Origin of the sequence: Plantactinospora sp. WMMB334 (assembly GCF_049179095.1) — a bacterium.
GTDB lineage: Bacteria > Actinomycetota > Actinomycetes > Mycobacteriales > Micromonosporaceae > Plantactinospora.
Window position 1 is genome coordinate 3,285,820 of sequence record NZ_JBMHME010000002.1, and the last position, 18,336, is coordinate 3,304,155.

The window sequence follows — 18,336 nt, forward strand, 5'->3', positions numbered from 1 at the left end:
CCCAAGACGTGTTTCCGGTAGATCTTGACGACTTCTTGCGCCTGGAACGACAACAAGTCGTCAAGATCCGACCATTTTTCCGGGCGCCGACCGATCAGCCAGCCGGTTCGGCGGTCGCGGCTGCCATCCGCTCCCGGAGGGTGCGCGGGCGGAGGTCGGTCCAGTTCTCCTCGACGTACGCCAGGCAGTCGTCCCGGGACTGCGGGCCGTCCGCGCCGAACGCGACCGTCCAGCCGGCCGGCACGTCGACGAAGGACGGCCAGAGCGAATGCTGCCCTTCGTCGTTGACGAGCACGAGGTAGCGGCCGTCGGGGTCGTCGAACGGATTGGTGGTGGTCATGAGTCGATCCTCTCCGGATGGTCGGCGGCGGCGCCGCCCGAGTGGGTGGGCAGCACCGTCGCCTGCCCAGCGCTGTCGGTGCCGGCGGTGCCGGTGCCGGTGCCGGCGGTGCCGGCGGTGTCGGTGCCGGCGGTGTCGGTGCCGGCGGTGTCGGTGCCGGCGGTGTCGGTGCCGGCCTCGACGGTCGACAGGCGCTGCGCGGGTCGGGCGACCGCGGCGGCCAGCAGCCCGAGCAGGTCATCGGTGAGCCGGCGGGCCGTCGCCGGGTCGAAGAGCTCGACCGCGTACCCCAGCTCGCCGTGCACCGGGCCGTCGCCGAGCGGCTCGTAGAAGCTGACCGTCAGTTCGGCCCGGGTCGTGCCGGTCGGCACCGGTTCGACGCGTAGCGCCGCCGGACCGTCCGGGCCGGTCAGTCCGGCCTCCTCGTGGTGCACCAGCATCACCTGCGGCAGCGTCCCACCGCCCGGCGGCAGCTCGCGGCGTACCGCGTCGAACGGCACGTCCTGGCGGTCGAAGGCGCTCAGGTCCGCCTCCCGGACCCGGGCGAGCAGCTCGGTGAAGGTCGGGTCGCCGCCGGTGTCGGTGCGCAGCAGCACCGGGTTGACGAAACAGCCGACCAGGTCACCGAGGGCCGCCTCGGTCCGACCGGCGACCAGGGTGCCGACCGGGACGTCCGGGCCGGCGCCGAGCCTCTGCAGCAGCGCCGCCAGCGCCGCCTGGAACACCATGAACATACTGGTGCCGGTCGTCCGGGCCAGCTCGTCGATCGCCCGGTGCGTCGCCGGGTCGAGCACGAACTCGACCCGGCCACCGCGCCCGGACAGCACCGCCGGTCGCGGTCGGTCGGTCGGCAGCGCCAGCCGATCCGGTACGCCGGCCAGCGCCTCCCGCCACCAGTCGAGCTGCCGGGCGTGCCGGCTACCGGGGTCGGCCGGGTCCCCGAGCAGCGTCCCCGCCCAGCGGGCGTAGTCCGGATAGTCCACCGGCAGTGGCGACCACTCCGGTGCCCGGCCCGCCAGCCGGGCCGCGTACGCGGTGCCGAGGTCGCGGGCGAGCGGCACCACCGACCACTCGTCGACGCCGAGATAGTGCATCGCCAGCAGCAGCGCCTCGGCCTCACCCGCGTGCTCCCCGGTGGAGGGCGCCAGCAGCCGGGCCCGCAGCGGCGGCTCCCGGGTCGGGTCGAAGCCGGTGCCGACCAGTTCGGCGATCCGGTCGTCGAGGGGGCGGCCGTTCGCCGGCAGCAGCTCCACGACCGGCCGGGCCGGCACCGGCACCGGCTCGCCGTCGGCGCCGACCGCCAGCGCGGTGCGCAGCGGCTCGTGCCGTTCCACGAGATCGGCCACGGCCGCTGTCATCGCCGGCACGTCCAACGCCGCCGACCCCCCGACCGGCCGGACGACCAGCGCCAGGTCCCAGCCGGACCGGCCCGCCGGGGAGCGGTCCGGTCCCGACCGGCCCGCCGAGGAGTCCACCGCGCCGGACCCGCTCGCCGAAGAGTCCGCCGAAGCTGACCCGCCCGTCGAAGAGTCCGCCGAAGCTGACCCGCCCGCCAAGGAGTCCAGCGAGCCGGACCCGTCCGTCGAAGAGTCCGCCGAACCTGACCCGCCCGAGGACACCGACGACGACGGGTGCGTCTCCCACCAGGTCCGCTGCACCGGAGCCACGGCCGGTGCCGCCGCCTCCGCGGCCGTGCGGCGCAGCACCGGACGGTCCGCGCCCGCCCCGGCGACCCGCTCGGCCAGGCCGGCCACGGTCGGCGCCTCGAAGACGTCCCGGACCGCGAGGTCGACGCCGAGCGCGGCCCGGATCCGGCCGAGCAGCCGCATCGCCGCCATCGAGTGCCCGCCGAGGGCGAAGAAGTCGTCCGAGATCCCCACCGTCGGCAGCCGCAGCACCTCCGCCACCAGGCCCGCCAGGGTCTGCTGGGTCGGGGTGACCGGCCGCTCGTCGCCGGCCAGCGCCGCCCAGTCCGGCGCCGGCAGGGCCCGCCGGTCCAGTTTGCCGTTCGGAGTCAGCGGCAGCGGGCCGGGCAGCACCAGCACGGCGGTCGGGACCATGTAGTCGGGCAGTTGCTCCGCCACGTGCGCGCGTACCTCGGCGGGGTCGACCGGGTCGCCGGCCGGTACGACGTAGCCGGCCAGCCGGGTCACGTCGGCGCTGCGGTGCACCACCACCGCCGCCTGGCGTACCCCGGGGTGCCGGGCGAGCACCGCCTCGACCTCGCCCAGCTCGATCCGGAAGCCCCGGATCTTGACCTGGTCGTCGACCCGGCCGAGGAAGTCGATGATGCCGTCGGGCCGCCAGCGGGCCCGGTCACCGGTGCGGTACATCCGGGAGCCGGCCGGGCCGTACGGGTCGGCGACGAAGCGCCCCGCCGTCAGCCCGGGGCGTCCCAGGTAGCCCCGGGCCAGGCCGCGCCCGCCGACGTACAGCTCGCCGGCCACCCCGGGCGGGACCGGGCGGAGCCGCTCGTCCAGCACGTACGCCCGGGTGTTCGGGTCGGGTCGCCCGATCGGCACCGGACCGGACCAGTCCGGCTCGGCCCGCCAGAGCGTGGAGTTCACCGTCGCCTCGGTCAGCCCGTACGCGGCGTGCAGCCGCAGCCGCTCCGCCCAGCGCCCGATCAGGTCCGGCGGGACCGTCTCGGTGCCGACCAGCACCGTCAGTCCGGCCGGCAGCTCGCAGTCGGGCGGCAGCGCCGAGACCAGGGACGGCGGCAGGATCGCGTGGCTGACCCGCTCGCGTTCCAGCAGGTCGACCAAGGGCCGGCCGGGAGCGCGGGTCTCGTCCGGGGCCAGCACCAGGCTGCCACCGGCGCAGAGCGCCATCGCCAACTCGAAGACGAAGACGTCGAAGCCGATCGAGGCGAACTGGAGCACCCGGGAGGTGTCCTCCAGCCCCATCCGGTCCACGGCGGTCGCCACCAGGCTGGCGATCCCCTCGTGCGACACCACCGTCCCCTTCGGCCGGCCGGTGCTGCCGGAGGTGTAGATGACGTACGCGGCGTGGTCCAGCCCGGCGGGCACGGCCCGGCCCTCGTCGGCCGGGATGCCCGGCACGGGTTCCGGGCGGATCGGCTCGACCAGCAGGCGGGACACCCCGGGGCGCTCCGGCAGCCGGCCGGCCACCTCCGCCGTGGTCACCACGGTCCGGGCACCGGAGTCGTCGACCATGAAGGCCAGCCGGTCGGCCGGGTGGCTGAGGTCCAGCGGGAGGAAGGCGGCGCCGAGGCGCAGCACGCCGAGTACCACGGCGATGGTCTCCCGCGAGCGCGGCACCGCCACCCCGACCACCGTCTCCGGGCCGACGCCGTGCCCGGCGAGGAGCCGGGCCATCCGGGCCGCCTCGGCGTCCAGTTGGGCGTAGGAGAGGGTCCGCTGCCGGTCGACCACGGCGACCGCCTCCGGCGTCTCGGCCACCCGGCGGGCGAAGAGGGCCGGCAGGGTCTCCTCCGGCACCCGGCGTCCGGTGTCGTTGAAGTCGCGCAGCACCCGGTCCCGCTCGTCGCCGACGAAGACGTCGACCCGGCTCAGCGGCGTTCCGGGGTCGGCGGCGACGGTCCGGGCCAGCCGGAGCAGCCGCTTCCCGAGCAGTGCCACCGTCTCGCCGTCGAAGAGGTCGGTCCGGTACTTCAGCAGGCAGCTCAGCGCGTCGTCCCCGCCGCCGGCCGGCTGGTCCACCGCCGCGTCCTCGCCCTCGGCGAAGTCGAAGACCAGGTCGAACTTTGCCGCCGGGGTCCCGACCGGCTCGTCGGTGACGGTCAGGCCGGCGAGTCCGCTCCACTCGGCGGTCCGGTTGCGGTGCACCACCATCACCTGGAAGAGCGGGTTGCGGGAGACCGAGCGGGCCGGGTTGACCGCCTCGACCACCGCCTCGAACGGCACCTCCTGGTGGGAGAAGGCGGCCAGGTCGGTCTGGCGGACCCGCGCCAGCAGCTCGGCGAAGGTCGGGTCGCCGGAGAGGTCGGTCCGGAGCACCAGCGTGTTGACGAAGAAGCCGACCAGGTCGTCGAGGGCCGCGTCGCCCCGTCCGGCGATCGGTGCGCCGAGCGGGATGTCGGTGCCGGCGCCGAGCCGGTGCAGCAGCGCCGCCACCAGCGCGTGCGCCACCATGAAGAGGCTGGTCCCGGTCTGCCGGGCGAGCCGGCGCAGCCCGGCGCCGACCTCGGCCGGCAGCGCGACGGCGAGTTCGGCACCGGCCGGGTCGGGCCGGCCCGAGCGGGCCCGGTCGGTCGGCAGCACCAGCTCCTCGGGCGCGCCGGCCAGCGCGTCCCGCCAGTAGTCGAGCTGCCGCGCCGCCAGGCTGCCCGGATCGGTCGGGTCGCCGAGCAGCCGGCGCTGCCAGAGGGTGTAGTCGGCGTACTGCACCGGCAGGGGTGCCCAGTCCGGCTCCCGTCCGGCCCGCCGGGCCGCGTACGCGGTGCTCAGGTCGCGCAGGAACGGCCGGTCCGACCACTCGTCGGTGGCGATGTGGTGCAGCACCAGCACGAGCACGTGCTCCTCGGCGGCCACCTCGACCAGGGTGGCGCGCAGCGGCGGCTCGCCGGTCAGGTCGAAGGGGCGGCGCACCGCGTCGCGGACGACCGCGGGCACCTCGTCCGGGGCGGCGGCGAGGGTCGCCAGCACCGGTCGGGCCTCGGCCGCCGCCAGCACCCGCTGGTACGGCCGGCCGTCCCGCTCGCCGAGCAGGGTACGCAGCGTCTCGTGCCGGGCGGTCAGGTCGGCCAGTGCGGCGCGGAGCGCGGCGACGTCCAGCGCCCCGCGCAGGCGTACGGCGATCGGGAAGTTGTAGGCGGCCGACTCCGGTGCGAGCTGCTGGATCATCCAGAGCCGCTGCTGGGCGGAGGAGAGCGGCAGCTCGGCGGGGCGCTCGACCGGGACGAGTGCGGCCCGACCGCCGCCGGCCAGACCGCCGCCGCCGGCCAGACCGTCACCGGTCCGACCGCCGCCGTCGGCGGATCCGTCGAGGGTGCCGGGTCGGGCGGGTCCGCCGGCCGCGTCGGGGAGCCGGGCGGCCAGTTCGGCGACGGTCGGCGCCTCGAAGAGGTCCCGGATCGCCAGCTCGGCGCCGAGCGCCACCCGGGCCCGGCTGACCAGCCGGATCGCCAGCAGGGAGTGGCCGCCGAGGTCGAAGAAGTTGTCGTCGACGCCGATCTCCGGCACGCCGAGCAGCTCGGCGAAGAGGGCGCAGAGCACCTCCTCGCCGGGCGAGGAGGGCGGGCGGGACGCCGTGCCGCCCCGGACGGTCGGCGCCGGCAGCGCCGCCACGTCGAGCTTGCCGTTCACGGTCAGCGGCAGCCGGTCCAGCGGCACCAGCGCGGCCGGCACCATGTAGTCCGGCAGCCGCCGCTTCAGCTCCGCCCGGATCTCCGCCAGCACGGCGTCGTCCGGCTCCGTCCACTGTGCACCGCGTACGACGTAGCCGGCGAGCCGGCGCAGCCCGGGGTCGGTGGTCGAGTCGACCACCACGGCGGCGTGCGCCACCGTCGGGTGCTCGGCGAGCGCGGTCTCGACCTCGCCCAGCTCGACCCGGTAGCCGCGGATCTTCACCTGGTCGTCGGTGCGGCCGAGGAAGTCGAGGTTTCCGTCCGGGCGGCGCCGGACCAGGTCACCGGTGCGGTACATCCGCTCCCCCGGCGCGCCGTACGGGTCGGCGACGAACCTCTCCGCGGTCAACCCGAGCCGCCGGTGGTAGCCGCGGGCCAGCCCGACGCCGCCGATGTAGAGCTCGCCGGGGGCACCGGGCGGGACGAGCCGCAGGTGGGCGTCGAGCACGTACGCCCGGGTGTTCCAGATCGCCCGCCCCACGGTCGGGGTGGCGCTCTCCAGCGTGCCGCCGCCGAGGGTGTTGATGGTGTACTCGGTCGGCCCGTAGAGGTTGTAGCCCGCCGTCTCGTCGGTGTCGCGCAGCCGGTTCCAGACCGCCTCGGAGACCGCCTCCCCGCCGAGCAGCACCAACACCGGCCGGTGCCGCCCCGACCCTTCGCCGTCGTGCCGCCCGGTGCCGTCGTGCCGCCCGGTGCCGTCGTGCCGCCCGGTGCCGTCGTCCAGCCCGGTGCCGTCGTTCGGCCCGGACTGGTCGAGCAGGCCCTCCTCGATCAGGTGGTGCGCGTAGCTCGGGGTGACGTTGACGACGTCGATCCGGTGCCGGTCACAGTAGGCGACCAGCGCCTGCGCGTCCCGGCGCAGCTCCTCGTCGCAGACGTGCACCTCGTGCCCCTCGACCAGCCAGAGCAGCTCCTCCCAGGACATGTCGAAGGCGAACGAGACGGTGTGCGCGATCCGCAGCCGCCGCCCGCCGGCCGCCGCCACGGTCGGGTCGAAGATCGCCTCCCGGTGGTTGAGCTGCATGTTCGTCAGCCCCCGGTACGGCGTCACCACCCCCTTCGGCCGTCCCGTCGAGCCGGAGGTGTAGATCAGGTACGCCGGGTGTTCGAGCCGGTCCGGGTCGGTCCGGGCGAACCCGGCCGGCAGTTCGGTGTCGCCGAGCGGCCCGCCCGGCAGCCCGGCCAGCTCGGCGGTGACCGCCGGGTCGTCGAGCAGTACCGTCGGCACCTCCGTCTCCGGCAGCGCGGACCGGACACCGTTCACCGAGAGCAGGCACATCGGCCCGGTGTCGGCGAGCACGAAGCCGAGCCGTTCCGCCGGGTGGTCGAGTTCCAGCGGCAGGTACGCGGCACCGGTGCGCAGCACCGCGAAGAGCGCCACCACCATCTCGATCGAGCGGGGCAGCGCCAGCGCGACCACCCGCTCCGGCCCGGCACCCCGGCCGACCAGGAGCCGGGCCAGCCGGTTGATCCGGGCGTCGAACTCGGCGTACGTCAGGGTGCGGCCGGCGAAGACCAGCGCGACCTCGTCCGGGGTCCGGGCCGCCTGCTCGGCCAGCAGGTCGGCGACGGACCCGGTGCCGAGCGGGTGCCGGGTGGCGGCCCACTCCGCGACCAGTTCGGCGCGTTCGGCGGCGGCGAGCAGGTCGAGCCGGCCAACCGGGGTCTCCGGCTCGGCGACCAGCCGGCTCAGCACGGCGACCAGCCGGTCCAGCAGGGTCCGGGCCACCGCCTCCGGTACGACGTCGGGACGGTGGTCCAGGGCGAGCCGGATCCGCCGGGCCGGGGTGACCACCAGGGTCAGCGGGTAGTGGGTGGCGTCCACCCCGTCGACGGCGGCGATCCCGTGCCGGTCCCGCAGCAGGGCCGACTCCCCCTCGTCGACGAAGTTCTGCAACACGTAGAGCGTGTCGAAGAGCCGGGCGTGCCCGCTGGCCCGCTGCACCTCGCCGAGGCCGAGGTGGTCGTGCGGCATCAGCTCGATCCGCCGCTCCTGCAACCGGCGCAGCAGGCCGAGCAGCGGCTCGGCGGGGTCGGCGGTGACGCGTACCGGCACGGTGTTGAGGAAGAGCCCGATGATGTTCTCCACGTGCGGGATGTCGCCGTGCCGGCCGGCGACGGTCATCCCGAAGACCACGTCGGTGCGGCCGAGGTGGCCGCCGAGCACCAGTCCCCAGGCGGCGGTCAGCACGCTGTTGAGGGTGAGCCCGTGCCGGCGGGTCAGCCCGCGCAGCCGGTCGCCGAGCGCGGCCGGCAGCTCGGTCCGGACCCGGTCCGGGACGACCGGCGCCAGGGTCGCCTCCGGGGCGACCAGGGTCGGCTCGGCGAGCCCGTCGAGCGCGTCCCGCCAGGCCCGGCCGGCCAGCTCGATGTCCTGCCCGGCCAGCCACTCCAGATGGTCCCGGTAGGAGCCGGCCGGCGGCAGGTCCCGGTCGTCACCGTCCCGCTCGTAGAGGGTGAAGAGCTGCTCGACGAAGAGTTCCTCGGACCAGCCGTCCCAGAGCACCAGGTGGTGGCTGACGACCAGCCGGTCCCGATCCTCGCCGAGCCGGAGCAGCAGCAGCCGGCAGAGCGGCGGCCGGGTCAGGTCGAACCGGGTACGCCGGTCCTCGGCCATCAGCTCGACCATCCGGGCCTGCTGGACCTGCGGGTCGAGGCCGGTCAGGTCGACCTCGGTCACCGGCAGCTCGGGGGCGACGGCGACGAACTGCACCGGCTGGCGCAGCCCGACGCTGGCGAACCCCGCGCGCATGCCGGGGTTGCGGGCCAGCAGCGCGGCGCCGGCCCGGCGCAGCCGGTCCAGGTCGAGCCGGTAGCCGAGGTCGAAGGCGTCCTGCGCGGTGTAGACGTCAAGCGCCGAGGTGTCGTAGCTGGCGTGGAAGTAGAGCCCCTCCTGCAACGGCGAGAGCGGCCAGATCTCCGCCACCGGCACCGGGCTGGTCCGGGCGACCAGGTCGAGCTCGTCCGGGCTCAACGTCAGCCCGGCCGCGACCGGCGGTGCGCCCGGCCCGCTCTCGCCGGCCGCCCCGACCTCGCCGGCCGCCCCGACCTCGCCGGCCGCCCCGCTCTCGCCGGCCGCCCCGACCTCGCCGGCCGCCCCGACCTCGTCAGCCGCCGCGGTGGTGCGGGCGGCGGTGCCGAGGACGGCGGTGAGCTGGCGCAGCGCGTCGCGCCACTCGGCGGCCAGCCCGGTCACCTCCGGCTCGCCGAGGGTCCCGTCCGGCCACGTCCAGGTGGCGGTGAGCACCGGCCCGTCCGGGGTCTCGGTGGCGACCGCGTCGACCTGGACCAGGTGGGTCAGGCCGACCCCGCCGTTGACGGCGGCGATCGCGTCGGACTCGGCCGCGGGCGCCCAGTCCCGCTCGGCGCCGCCACCGGGGAAGCGGCCGTAGTAGTGGAAGAGCACCTGGGCCGAGGAGAGGCCGGCCAGCACCGGCGCCGCCTGGGCGTTCAGGTATCGCAGCAGCCCGTAGCCGAGGCCGCCGTCCGGGACGGCCCGGATCCGCTCGCCGACGGTACGCAGCACCTCGACCGGATCGGTGCCGGCGGGCAGGCGTACCGGCTGCACGCTGGTGAACCAGCCGACGGTGCGGGACAGGTCGAGGCCGGCGTCGACTTCCTCCCGGCCGTGCCGTTCCAGCTCGACGAGGAGGTCGGCCGCACCGTCCCGGCCGTGCCGCTGCTGCCACCGGGTCACGGCGAGCCGGAGCGCGGCGAGCAGCACCCCGGTGACCTCGCCACCGACCGCCGCCGGTACGGCGGTGAGCAGCGGCAGCGTGTCGGCCGGGTCGAGGCGTACGACGTGCTGGCGGGCGGGTTCCGCCGCCGGGCGGGGCCGCCCCGGCAGCAGCTCCGCGCCGGGGGCGAGGGTGTCGGCCCAGTGCGCCAACTCGGCCAGCCGCTCGGGGCGGTGTGCCTGCGCGGTGAGCGCCTGCGCGTACCGCCGCAGCGAGGTGCCGGCCGGGGCGAGCAGCGGCGCCCGGCCGGCCCGGACCGCATCCCAGGCGGTGCCGAGGTCCTCCAGGAGGATCCGCCAGGAGACGCCGTCGACGGCGAGGTGGTGGACGGCGAGCAGCAGCCGGCCCGGCCGGTCGGCACGGTCGAGCCAGACCGCCTGGAGCATCGAGCCCTCGTCCGGCGCCAGCCGGTCGGTCGCGGCGGCGGACTCGGCGGCGAGCAGGGCGCGCAGGCCGGCCTCGTCGGCCCCGGTCGCGTCGACCCGGCGGAGCAGGTCGGTGGCCTGCACCGCGCCGGCCGGCGCCGACTCCAGGGTCCAGAGCACCGAGGCGATCCGGCGCAGCCGCAGTCGCAGCCCGGCGTGCCGGTCCAGCACCGCCTGGAGCACGGCGGCCAGCGAGCCGAGATCCGCGTCCGCGGGTACGACCAGCAGGCTGCTCAGGGTGAAGCGGTCGATCGGCAGCCCGGTCTCCCGCAGCCAGTGCACGATCGGCAGCAGCGGCACGTCACCCGCCTCGTCGGGATCCGCGCCCGGCCCGTCGGGATCCGCGCCCGGCCCGGAGGAGGCGCCGGTGGCCCGTGCCGGCGCTGCCGCCGGCACCGCCGCAGCCGCGGAACCGTTCGGGGCCGCCGCCGGGACGGCCGGGCCCGCCGCCGAACCGGCCGCACCCGCCGGGGCGACCGGGGCCGCCACCGAACCCGCCGCACCCGCAGCACCCGCCGGGGCGACCGGGGCCGCCACCGTGCCTGCCGAGTCGACCGGGATCAGCGCCTTGTCACCACCCGCGGCGCCGGCCAAAGCCCGTGGAGTGCGATGGCGGAAGACGTCGCGCGGGGCGAGCGCGAGCCCGTGCCGGCGGGCCCGGCTGGAGACCGCGATGGAGAGGATGCTGTCGCCGCCGAGGGCGAAGAAGTCGTCGTCGGCACCGGCCTCGGGCAGCCCGAGTACCTCGGCGAAGATCTCCCGGAGCAGCTGCCCGGCCGCGCCGCCCCCGCCCGACCGCACCGCTCCGTCCACAGCGGACTCGCCGGTCGGGGCGGACGGACCGACCCGGCCCGCACCCGACCCGCCCGCACCGGTCGAACCGGCATCGGGTGCCGGCGCGGCGCCGACCTGCGGTGCCGGCAGGGCGGCCCGGTCGACCTTGCCGCTCGCGGTCAGCGGCAGCGCGTCGAGCAGCACGAACCGGCCCGGCACCATCGACTCCGGCAGTCCGGACCGGACGGCGGCCCGGACCGCCTCCGGGTCGAGCCGGACGCCGGCCGCCGGCACCAGGTAACCGACCAGGCCGGTCCGGCCCCGGCCGTCGGTGTGCGCGGCGGCGACCGCCTGCCCGACACCGGGAGCGGACCGGAGCGCCGCCTCGACCTCACCCAGGTCGATCCGGTGCCCCCGGATCTTGACCTGCTCGTCGGTCCGGCCGACATACTCGAGTACGCCGTCCGCACGCCACCGCACCAGGTCACCGGTGCGGTACATCCGCTGGCCCGCCGGGCCGTACGGGTCGGCGACGAAGCGTTGTGCGGTCAGCCCGAACCGGGCGTGGTAGCCGTACCCGAGCTGGGCTCCGGCGACGTAGAGCTCGCCGGGCACCCCGGGCGGGACCGGCCGGAGGCAGTCGTCGAGGACGTGCAGCCGGGTGTTCGCCACCGGCCGGCCGATCGGCACCGTGCGCTCGGCACGGCCGTCATTCGCCCACCAGCTGACCTGCACCGCCGTCTCGGTCGGCCCGTAGAAGTTGTCCAGCGCGGTGCCGGTGCGGGCGTGCCAGCGCCGGGCCAGCTCCGGCGGGAGCGCCTCGCCGCCGCAGGAGACCCAGCGCAGGCTGGCCGCCCAGCCCGGGTCGGCGGTCACCTCGTCGTCGAGCAGGAACGCCTCGACCAGCGACGGCACGAAGGTGACCGCGCTGACCCGGTGCCGGCGGATCAGCCCGGCGAGCCGGGCCGGGTCGCCGGCCTCCTCCTCGGCGGGCAGCACCACGGCGGCACCCGCACAGAGCGGCCAGAAGATCTCCCAGACCGAGGTGTCGAAGCTGGCCGGGGCGAGCTGCAGCATCCGGTCGTCGGTGCCGAGCCCGAACCGCCGCTGCGACCAGTCGAGCTGGTTGACGATCGCCCGGTGCCCGACGAGTACCCCCTTGGGCCGCCCGGTCGAGCCCGACGTGTAGATCAGGTAGGCGGGCCGGTCGGGATCGTCCCGCACCGCCGGCCCGGCCAGCTCGGCATCCACCGCGTCGACCTCCGGCGCCGCCGTGTCCACCGCGTCGACCTCCGGCGTCTCCGTCGCGGTGACGAGGAGGTGTGCCACCCCGGCCGGCCGGGGCAGCCGGCCCACACCGTCCACGGTGGTGACCATGGCGCGGGCGCCGGCGTCGTCGAGGACGGCGGCGAGCCGCTCCCGGGGATGCCCGACGTCGAGCGGCAGGTACGCCGCCCCCGCCCTGAGCGCGCCGAGCAGCGCCACCACCAGCTCCGCCGACCGGGGCACCGCCACCGCGACCACGTCACCGGGGCGGACTCCCCGGGCGGCCAGTCGCCGGGCCAGCGCGCCGGCCCGCCGCTCCAGCTCGGCGTAGGAGATCCGCCGCTCGCCGTCGAGCAGCGCGGCCGCCTCCGGTGTCCGGGCCGCCTGCGCGGCGACCATTCCGTGCAGGGTCTGCGGCGGGACCGGTGCGGTCGGACCGGTGAGCCGGGCCAGCGCGGTGACCCGCTCGGCCGCCGGCAGCAGGTCGATCCGCCCCACCGGGCGCTCCGGCTCGGCGGCGAAGGTGCCGAGCAGCTCGGCCAGCCCGGTCCGGAGCTGACGCACGGTCGCCGGGTCGATCCGCTCCGGGTCGTACTCCAGGGTCAGGTCGAGCCGCTCGCCGGAGGGCGTCACCAGCAGGGTCACCGGATAGTGGGTGGCCTCCCGGAACTCGACCCCGGCCAGCTCCAGGCCGCCGGCCGCCCCACCCGGCGCCGCGTCGACCGGATAGTTCTCCATCACCACGAGGGTGTCGAAGAGCTCACCGACGCCGGCCAGCCGCTGGATCGCCGGCAGCCCGAGGTGCTGGACGTCGAGCAGTTCCGCCTGCTCCCGCTGGAGTCGGCCGGCCAGCTCGACCAGCGGCTCGGCCGGGCTCCAGCGCAGCCGGACCGGCAGGGTGTTGATGAAGAGCCCGACCATCCCCTCGACGCCGTCCAGCTCGGCCGGCCGGCCGGAGACCGTGCTACCGAAGACGACGTCCCGGCGGCCGAGGCGGCGACCCAGCAGCACCGCCCAGGCGGCGTGCAGCACGCTGCCGACGGTGAGCCCGGCGGCGCGGGCGCGCCCCGCCAGCCCGGCGGCGACCCCGGCCGGCAGCGGCACGTCGGCCCGTTCGGGGTGGAAGATCCCGTCGAAGCCCTCCTCGGCCTCGGCGGCGAGCCGGGTCGGGCCGTCCAGGCCGGCGAGCGCGGCCCGCCAGGCGTCACCGGCAGCCGCCCGGTCCCGCCCGGCGAGCCAGTCGAGATAGCGCCGGTAGGGGGTGACCGGGGGCAGCCGGTCCGGCTCGGCGTCCGGGGCGTACCGGGCGAGCAGGTCCCGCAGGGTCACCCCGGCCGACCAGCCGTCGGTGACGATGTGGTGGTGGGTGAGGAGCAGGCTGTGCCGCTCCGGCTCCCGGCGGACCAGGACGCAGCGCAGCAGCGGCGGCCGGCTCAGGTCGAACGGTGCCGCCCGTTCCGCCTCGGCCAGCGCCTCGAACTCGGCCGTCCGCTCCGGTTCGGCGTATCCGGTCAGGTCGATCTCGCGCCAGGGCAGTTCGATCCGGTCGGCGACGAGCTGCACCACCCGCCCGTCGGCGAGTTGCGGGAAGCCGGCCCGCAGCGGGGCGTGCCGGTCCAGCACGTCCTGCCCGGCGCGGCGCAGCGCGGCGGTGTCCAGCGGGCCGCGCAGCTCGATCACCTGCTGCACCCGGTACGGGTCCCGCTCCGCCCCGGCCGCGACCGCGTGGAAGTGGAACCCCTCCTGCAACGGGGTCAGCGGCAGCACGTCCGCGACCGCCGGCACGGTGGCCGCCAACCCGTCCACGTCGTCCTGGCACAGCGGCAGCAGTGGGAAGTCCGACGGGCTGGGCCCGCCGGCCCCCGGCCGGGCGGCGTGCCGGACCAGCGCCTCCAGCGCGGCGAACCAGCCCCGGGCCAGCTCCGCCACGTCCGCCTCGGCGAGCAGCGCCGCCGGCCAGGCCCAGGTCACGCCGAGCCCGGGGCCGTCCGGCCGGTCCTCGGTGAAGGCGTTCACCTCCAGCGTGTACGGCGCCACCGGCATCGCCGCGTCGAAGCCCCCGGCGAGCAGGCCGATCCCGGGCAGCGCCGTCCAGCAGCTCTCCGCCGACGCCTCCACCCCGAACCGGCCGAGGTAGTTGAAGCTGATCTGCGGCTGCGGCAGCCCGGCGAGCACGGCGGCGGTCTCCGGGTTGAGGTGCCGCAGCAGCCCGTACCCGATCCCGTGGTCGGGGATGGCGCGCAGCCCCTCCTTGATCCGCTTCAGTGCCCGGCCGGCGTCCTCGCCGCCGGCCAGCGCCGCGTCGAGGTCGATCGGCCCGACGTCGAGCCGGACCGGGAAGATGCTGGTGAACCAGCCGAGGGTGCGGGAGAGGTCGACGCCGTCGGCGAGCTGCTCCTCCCGGCCGTGCCCCTCCAGCGCCACCAGCGCGGGCGCCGGCGCCCCGGTCCCCCGGCGGCGACGCCAGTCGGCCAGCGCCAGCGCCAGCGCGGTGAGCAGCACGTCGTTCACCCCGGCGGAGAAGGCCGCCGGGATGCTGGTGAGCAGCGGTGCGGTCCGGTCGGCCGGCAGCCGCAGGGTGAGCCGGCGGACGGTGGCCAGGTCGCCGACCGGGTCCAGCGGGCGGTCCGCCAGCGGCGGGTCCTCGCCGCGCAGCTGCCCGGTCCAGAGCGGCAGCTCGGCGGTCCGGTCGGCGGACTCGGCGTCGGCGTGCACCAGCTCGGCCCAGCGCCGCAGCGGGGTGCCGACCGGCTCCAGCCGGGGCGCCCGGCCGGCGAGCACGTCCGCCCAGGCCGCCGCGAGGTCGGGCAGCAGGATCCGCCAGGAGACGCCGTCGACCACGACGTGGTGCACCACCACGACCAGCCGGCCGGGCCGGTCCCGCCCGGCGTCGAGCCAGACCGCCTGGAGCAGCACGCCGGCCTCCGGCGCCAGCCGCGCCCCGGCGGCGTCGGCGGCGGCCTCGATCCGGTCCCGCAGCGCCTCGTCGGTCAGCCCGGCGACGTCGACCCGGTGCAGCAGGTCGGCGGCGGGCACCGTGCCGGGCGCCGGCACCACCAGCGCGCCCGGCCGCCGCGCGGTGGCCCGGACCAGCCGGGACCGGAGGACGTCGTGCCGGTCGACCGCCGCCTGAAGCACGGCGGCGAGCCGTGCGGTGGTCGCCTCGGCCGGCACCCGGACCGCGAGCCACTGCGCGAACGCGTCGATCCGGCCGCCGCAGCCGTCCAGCCAGCGCATGATCGGGGTGAGCGGAAATTCACCGACCCCGGCCCGGGGGTCGTCGGCGACGCCGCGCGGCAGCGACTCGGCCACCGGCGCCAGCTCGGCCACGGTACGCCGCTGGAAGACCTGACGCGGCGTGATCACCAGCCCGGACTGCCGGGCCCGGATGACGAGCTGGATCGAGACGATGCTGTCCCCGCCGAGGGCGAAGAAGTCGTCCTCGACCCCGACCTCGGGCAGCCCCAGCACCTCGGCGTAGAGAGCACAGAGCACCTCCTCGCGGGCGTCCCGGGGGCGGGCGCCGGTGGTCAGCGCCGCGAAGTCCGGCACCGGCAGGGCGGCCCGGTCCAGCTTGCCGCTGGGCAGCACCGGCAGCCGGTGCAGCGGCACGAAGGCGGCCGGCACCATGTGGTCCGGCAGCCAGCTGCGGGCGTACCCGCGCAGCTCCGCCATGAGCGCGGCGACGTCCCGGAACGGGGCCGGCCGGTTGGCGTACCGGGCCGGCTCGGCGGCCGGTCTGCCGGGGCGGTACGCCGGTTCGGCGGGGTGCGCGTCGGGGCGGGAGAGGAGCAGGTCGAGGCGGCCGTCGTCGGCCGTGCCGGACCAGGTGACCTCGACGGCGTAGCCGAGCCGCTCGGCCAGCTCGTACACCTCCTCGGGGTCGACGGCCGGCTCCCGGCCGGCGGCACCCGTCCCGGGTGCGGCGGGGTCGTCCGCAAGTTCCCGGCAGGCGGCGAGGTCGGCGTCGAGGCGGGCGTTGCGCACCCCGGTCACCCGCAGGGCCGCCGGGCGCCGCGACTCCAGCCGGTCGGCGAGCCCGGCCAGCCCGGACGGCAGCCCGGCCCAGGGCAGCTCGACCACCTGGTCGAGAGTGGACGGAGCACCGGTGGCGGCGGTGCGCAGCACCACGTCGTACCGGTAGCGGGTGAGTTCGTTGCGCGCCCGGCCGCGCCTGACCGCCAGCTCGACCCCGACGATCGCCGGCACCCGCCCGGCCAGCGCGGGGAAGAAGTCGGGGTCGAGCAGCAGCTCACCCTCCCAGTGCAGACCCTGCTCGACGGCGGCCAGCGCGGCCGCCCGCCCCTCCTCGCCGGGCCGGCGCCGGCCCGCCTCGATCGCCCCGCGCAGCGTGCGGTGCAGCCGCAGGTTGCGCACGTCGCCGACGAAGACGCTGCCGCCGGGCGCGAGCAGACCGGCGGCCCGACCCAGCACCTCGACCAGGTAGTCGGCGCTCGGGAAGTACTGGAGCACCGAGTTGAGCACGATGGTGTCGAAGTAGCCGGTGGGCAACCCGTCGGTCACGTCGGCCGGCTGGGCCCGCAGCTCGACCCGGCCGGCCAGCTCCGGCACCGCCGCCACCTGCTCGCGCAGCGCCTCGACCGCCGCCGGGGAGAGGTCGGTTCCCCAGTACGACTCCACCTCCGGCGCCACCTTCGCCAGCAGCAGCCCGCTGCCGACCCCGAGCTCCAGCACCCGGCGCGGGCGCAGCGCGAGGATCCGCCGCACGGTCCCGTCCCGCCACTCGCGCATCTCCGGCAGCGGGATCGGCAGCCCGTCGTAGCTGCTGTTCCAGCCGGTGAAGTTCTCCCCGAACCGCTCGGCACGGCCGGCGGTGTAGAGCAGTTCGTGCAGCCGCTGCCAGTCCTCCACCCGGGCCGACTCCACCTCGGCGTCCCGCTCGGCGGCCCGCCCCGGCGCCGGTACGACGTACGCGGCGAGCCGCTGCTGGCCGTCCCGCCCCGGCCGGGCCAGCACGGCGACCTGGCCGACCGCCGGATGCTGCGCCAGCACCGACTCGATCTCGCCCGGCTCGATCCGGTAGCCACGGATCTTCACCTGGTCGTCGGCGCGGCCGAGGAACTCCAGCCGCCCGTCCGGCAGCCACCGCACCAGGTCACCGGTGCGGTAGAGCCGCCCGCCGGCCGGCCCGTACGGGTCGGCGACGAAGCGCTGCGCGGTCAGCCCCGGCTGGCCGAGATAGCCCCGGGCCAGCCCCGAACCGCCGAGGTAGAGCTCGCCGGCCACGCCGACCGGCACCGGCTGGAGGGCGGCGTCCAGCACGTAGCACCGGGTGCCCGGGTCGGGGCGGCCGATCGGCACCACGCCGCCGGGCGGGGTGGCCGGGTCGCACTCCCCCAGCGTCGAGTTGACGGTCGCCTCGGTCGGCCCGTAGGCGTTGAACATCGGCCGGCCCGGCGCCCAGCGGGCGACCAGTTCCGGTGAGACCCGCTCGGTGCCGGCCAGCAGGGTGGCCCCGGCCGGCAGGGTCAGCTCGGGCGGCATCGCGGCGAGCAGGGCCGGTGGCAGGATCATGAAGGTCACGCCGTGCCGGTGGGCGTACTCGGTCAGCGCCGGGCCGGGCACCCGACGCTCGGCCGGCACCACCACCAGCCGGCCGCCGGAGAGCAGCCCGAGGCAGAGGTCCCAGAACGCCACGTCGAAGCTGGGCGAGGCGAACTGGAGGACCCGGCTCTGCGGGCCGACGCCGAGCCGGGCGCTCTGGGTGGCGACCAGCTTGGCCACCCCGGCGTGCGTGACCAGCACGCCCTTGGGCCGCCCGGTCGACCCGGAGGTGTAGATGACGTATGCGGCGTTCTCCGGGCTCAGCGCCGAATCGGTCCCGGGCAGCTCGGCCAGCCCAACCGGTTCGGGCAGCTCGGCCAGCTCAACCGGTTCGGTCAGCTCGGGCAGCTCGTCGAGGAGCAGTCGGGGCAGGCCCGGGGTCTCCGGCAGCTCGTCGGCCAGCTCGGCCGTGCTGACCAGGCAGACCGGCCGGGCGTCGGCGAACATGAAGCCGATCCGCTCGGCCGGGTAGTCCCGGTCCACCGGCAGGTAGGCGCCGCCGGCCTTGAGCACCGCCACCTCGGCCACGATCATCTCCACCGAGCGGGGCAGGCAGAGCGCGACCACCCGCTCCGGCCCGACGCCCCGGGCGACGAGCGCGGCGGCGAGCCGCCCGGCCCGGGCGTCCAGCTCGGCGTAGGTCAGCTCGACGTCCTCGCAGACCACCGCGACCGCCCCGGGCGCGCGGCGGACCTGTTCGGCGAAGAGCGCCGGCCAGGTCGCCGGGGGCCCGGGGCGGGCCGCCTCGTTCCACTCGACGAGGATCCGGTGCCGGTCCATGCTGGACAGTCCGTCGTCCGTGCGGTTCAGGTCACTCGTGGGCACGACGAAGTACCGCCTCTCGCCAGCGGGTGGAAACGGTGCGTTGCGGGGTGGTGGTGGTCGGGGCGGGGTCGCCGG

At 76.6% G+C, this 18,336-nt stretch carries 2 protein-coding genes; both read right to left on the reverse strand.

Features of this window, described 5'->3' with window-relative positions:
* Window positions 1-94: 94 nt before the first annotated feature.
* Window positions 95-340, reverse strand: a complete 246-nt coding sequence (locus tag ACN27G_RS14125) for an MbtH family protein (RefSeq protein ID WP_421493274.1) — start codon at window positions 338-340, stop codon at window positions 95-97.
* On the reverse strand, window positions 337-18,261 hold the full coding sequence (locus tag ACN27G_RS14130; RefSeq protein ID WP_421493275.1) for an amino acid adenylation domain-containing protein: 17,925 nt from the start codon (window positions 18,259-18,261) through the stop codon (window positions 337-339). The genes ACN27G_RS14125 and ACN27G_RS14130 overlap by 4 nt, the downstream gene beginning before the upstream one ends.
* Between the last annotated feature and the right edge of the window lie 75 nt (window positions 18,262-18,336).

What these genes read in the sequence shown, in the direction of transcription:
- ACN27G_RS14125 (WP_421493274.1), bottom strand. Translation starts at nt 340, where the DNA reads ATGACCACCACCAATCCGTTCGACGACCCCGACGGCCGCTACCTCGTG.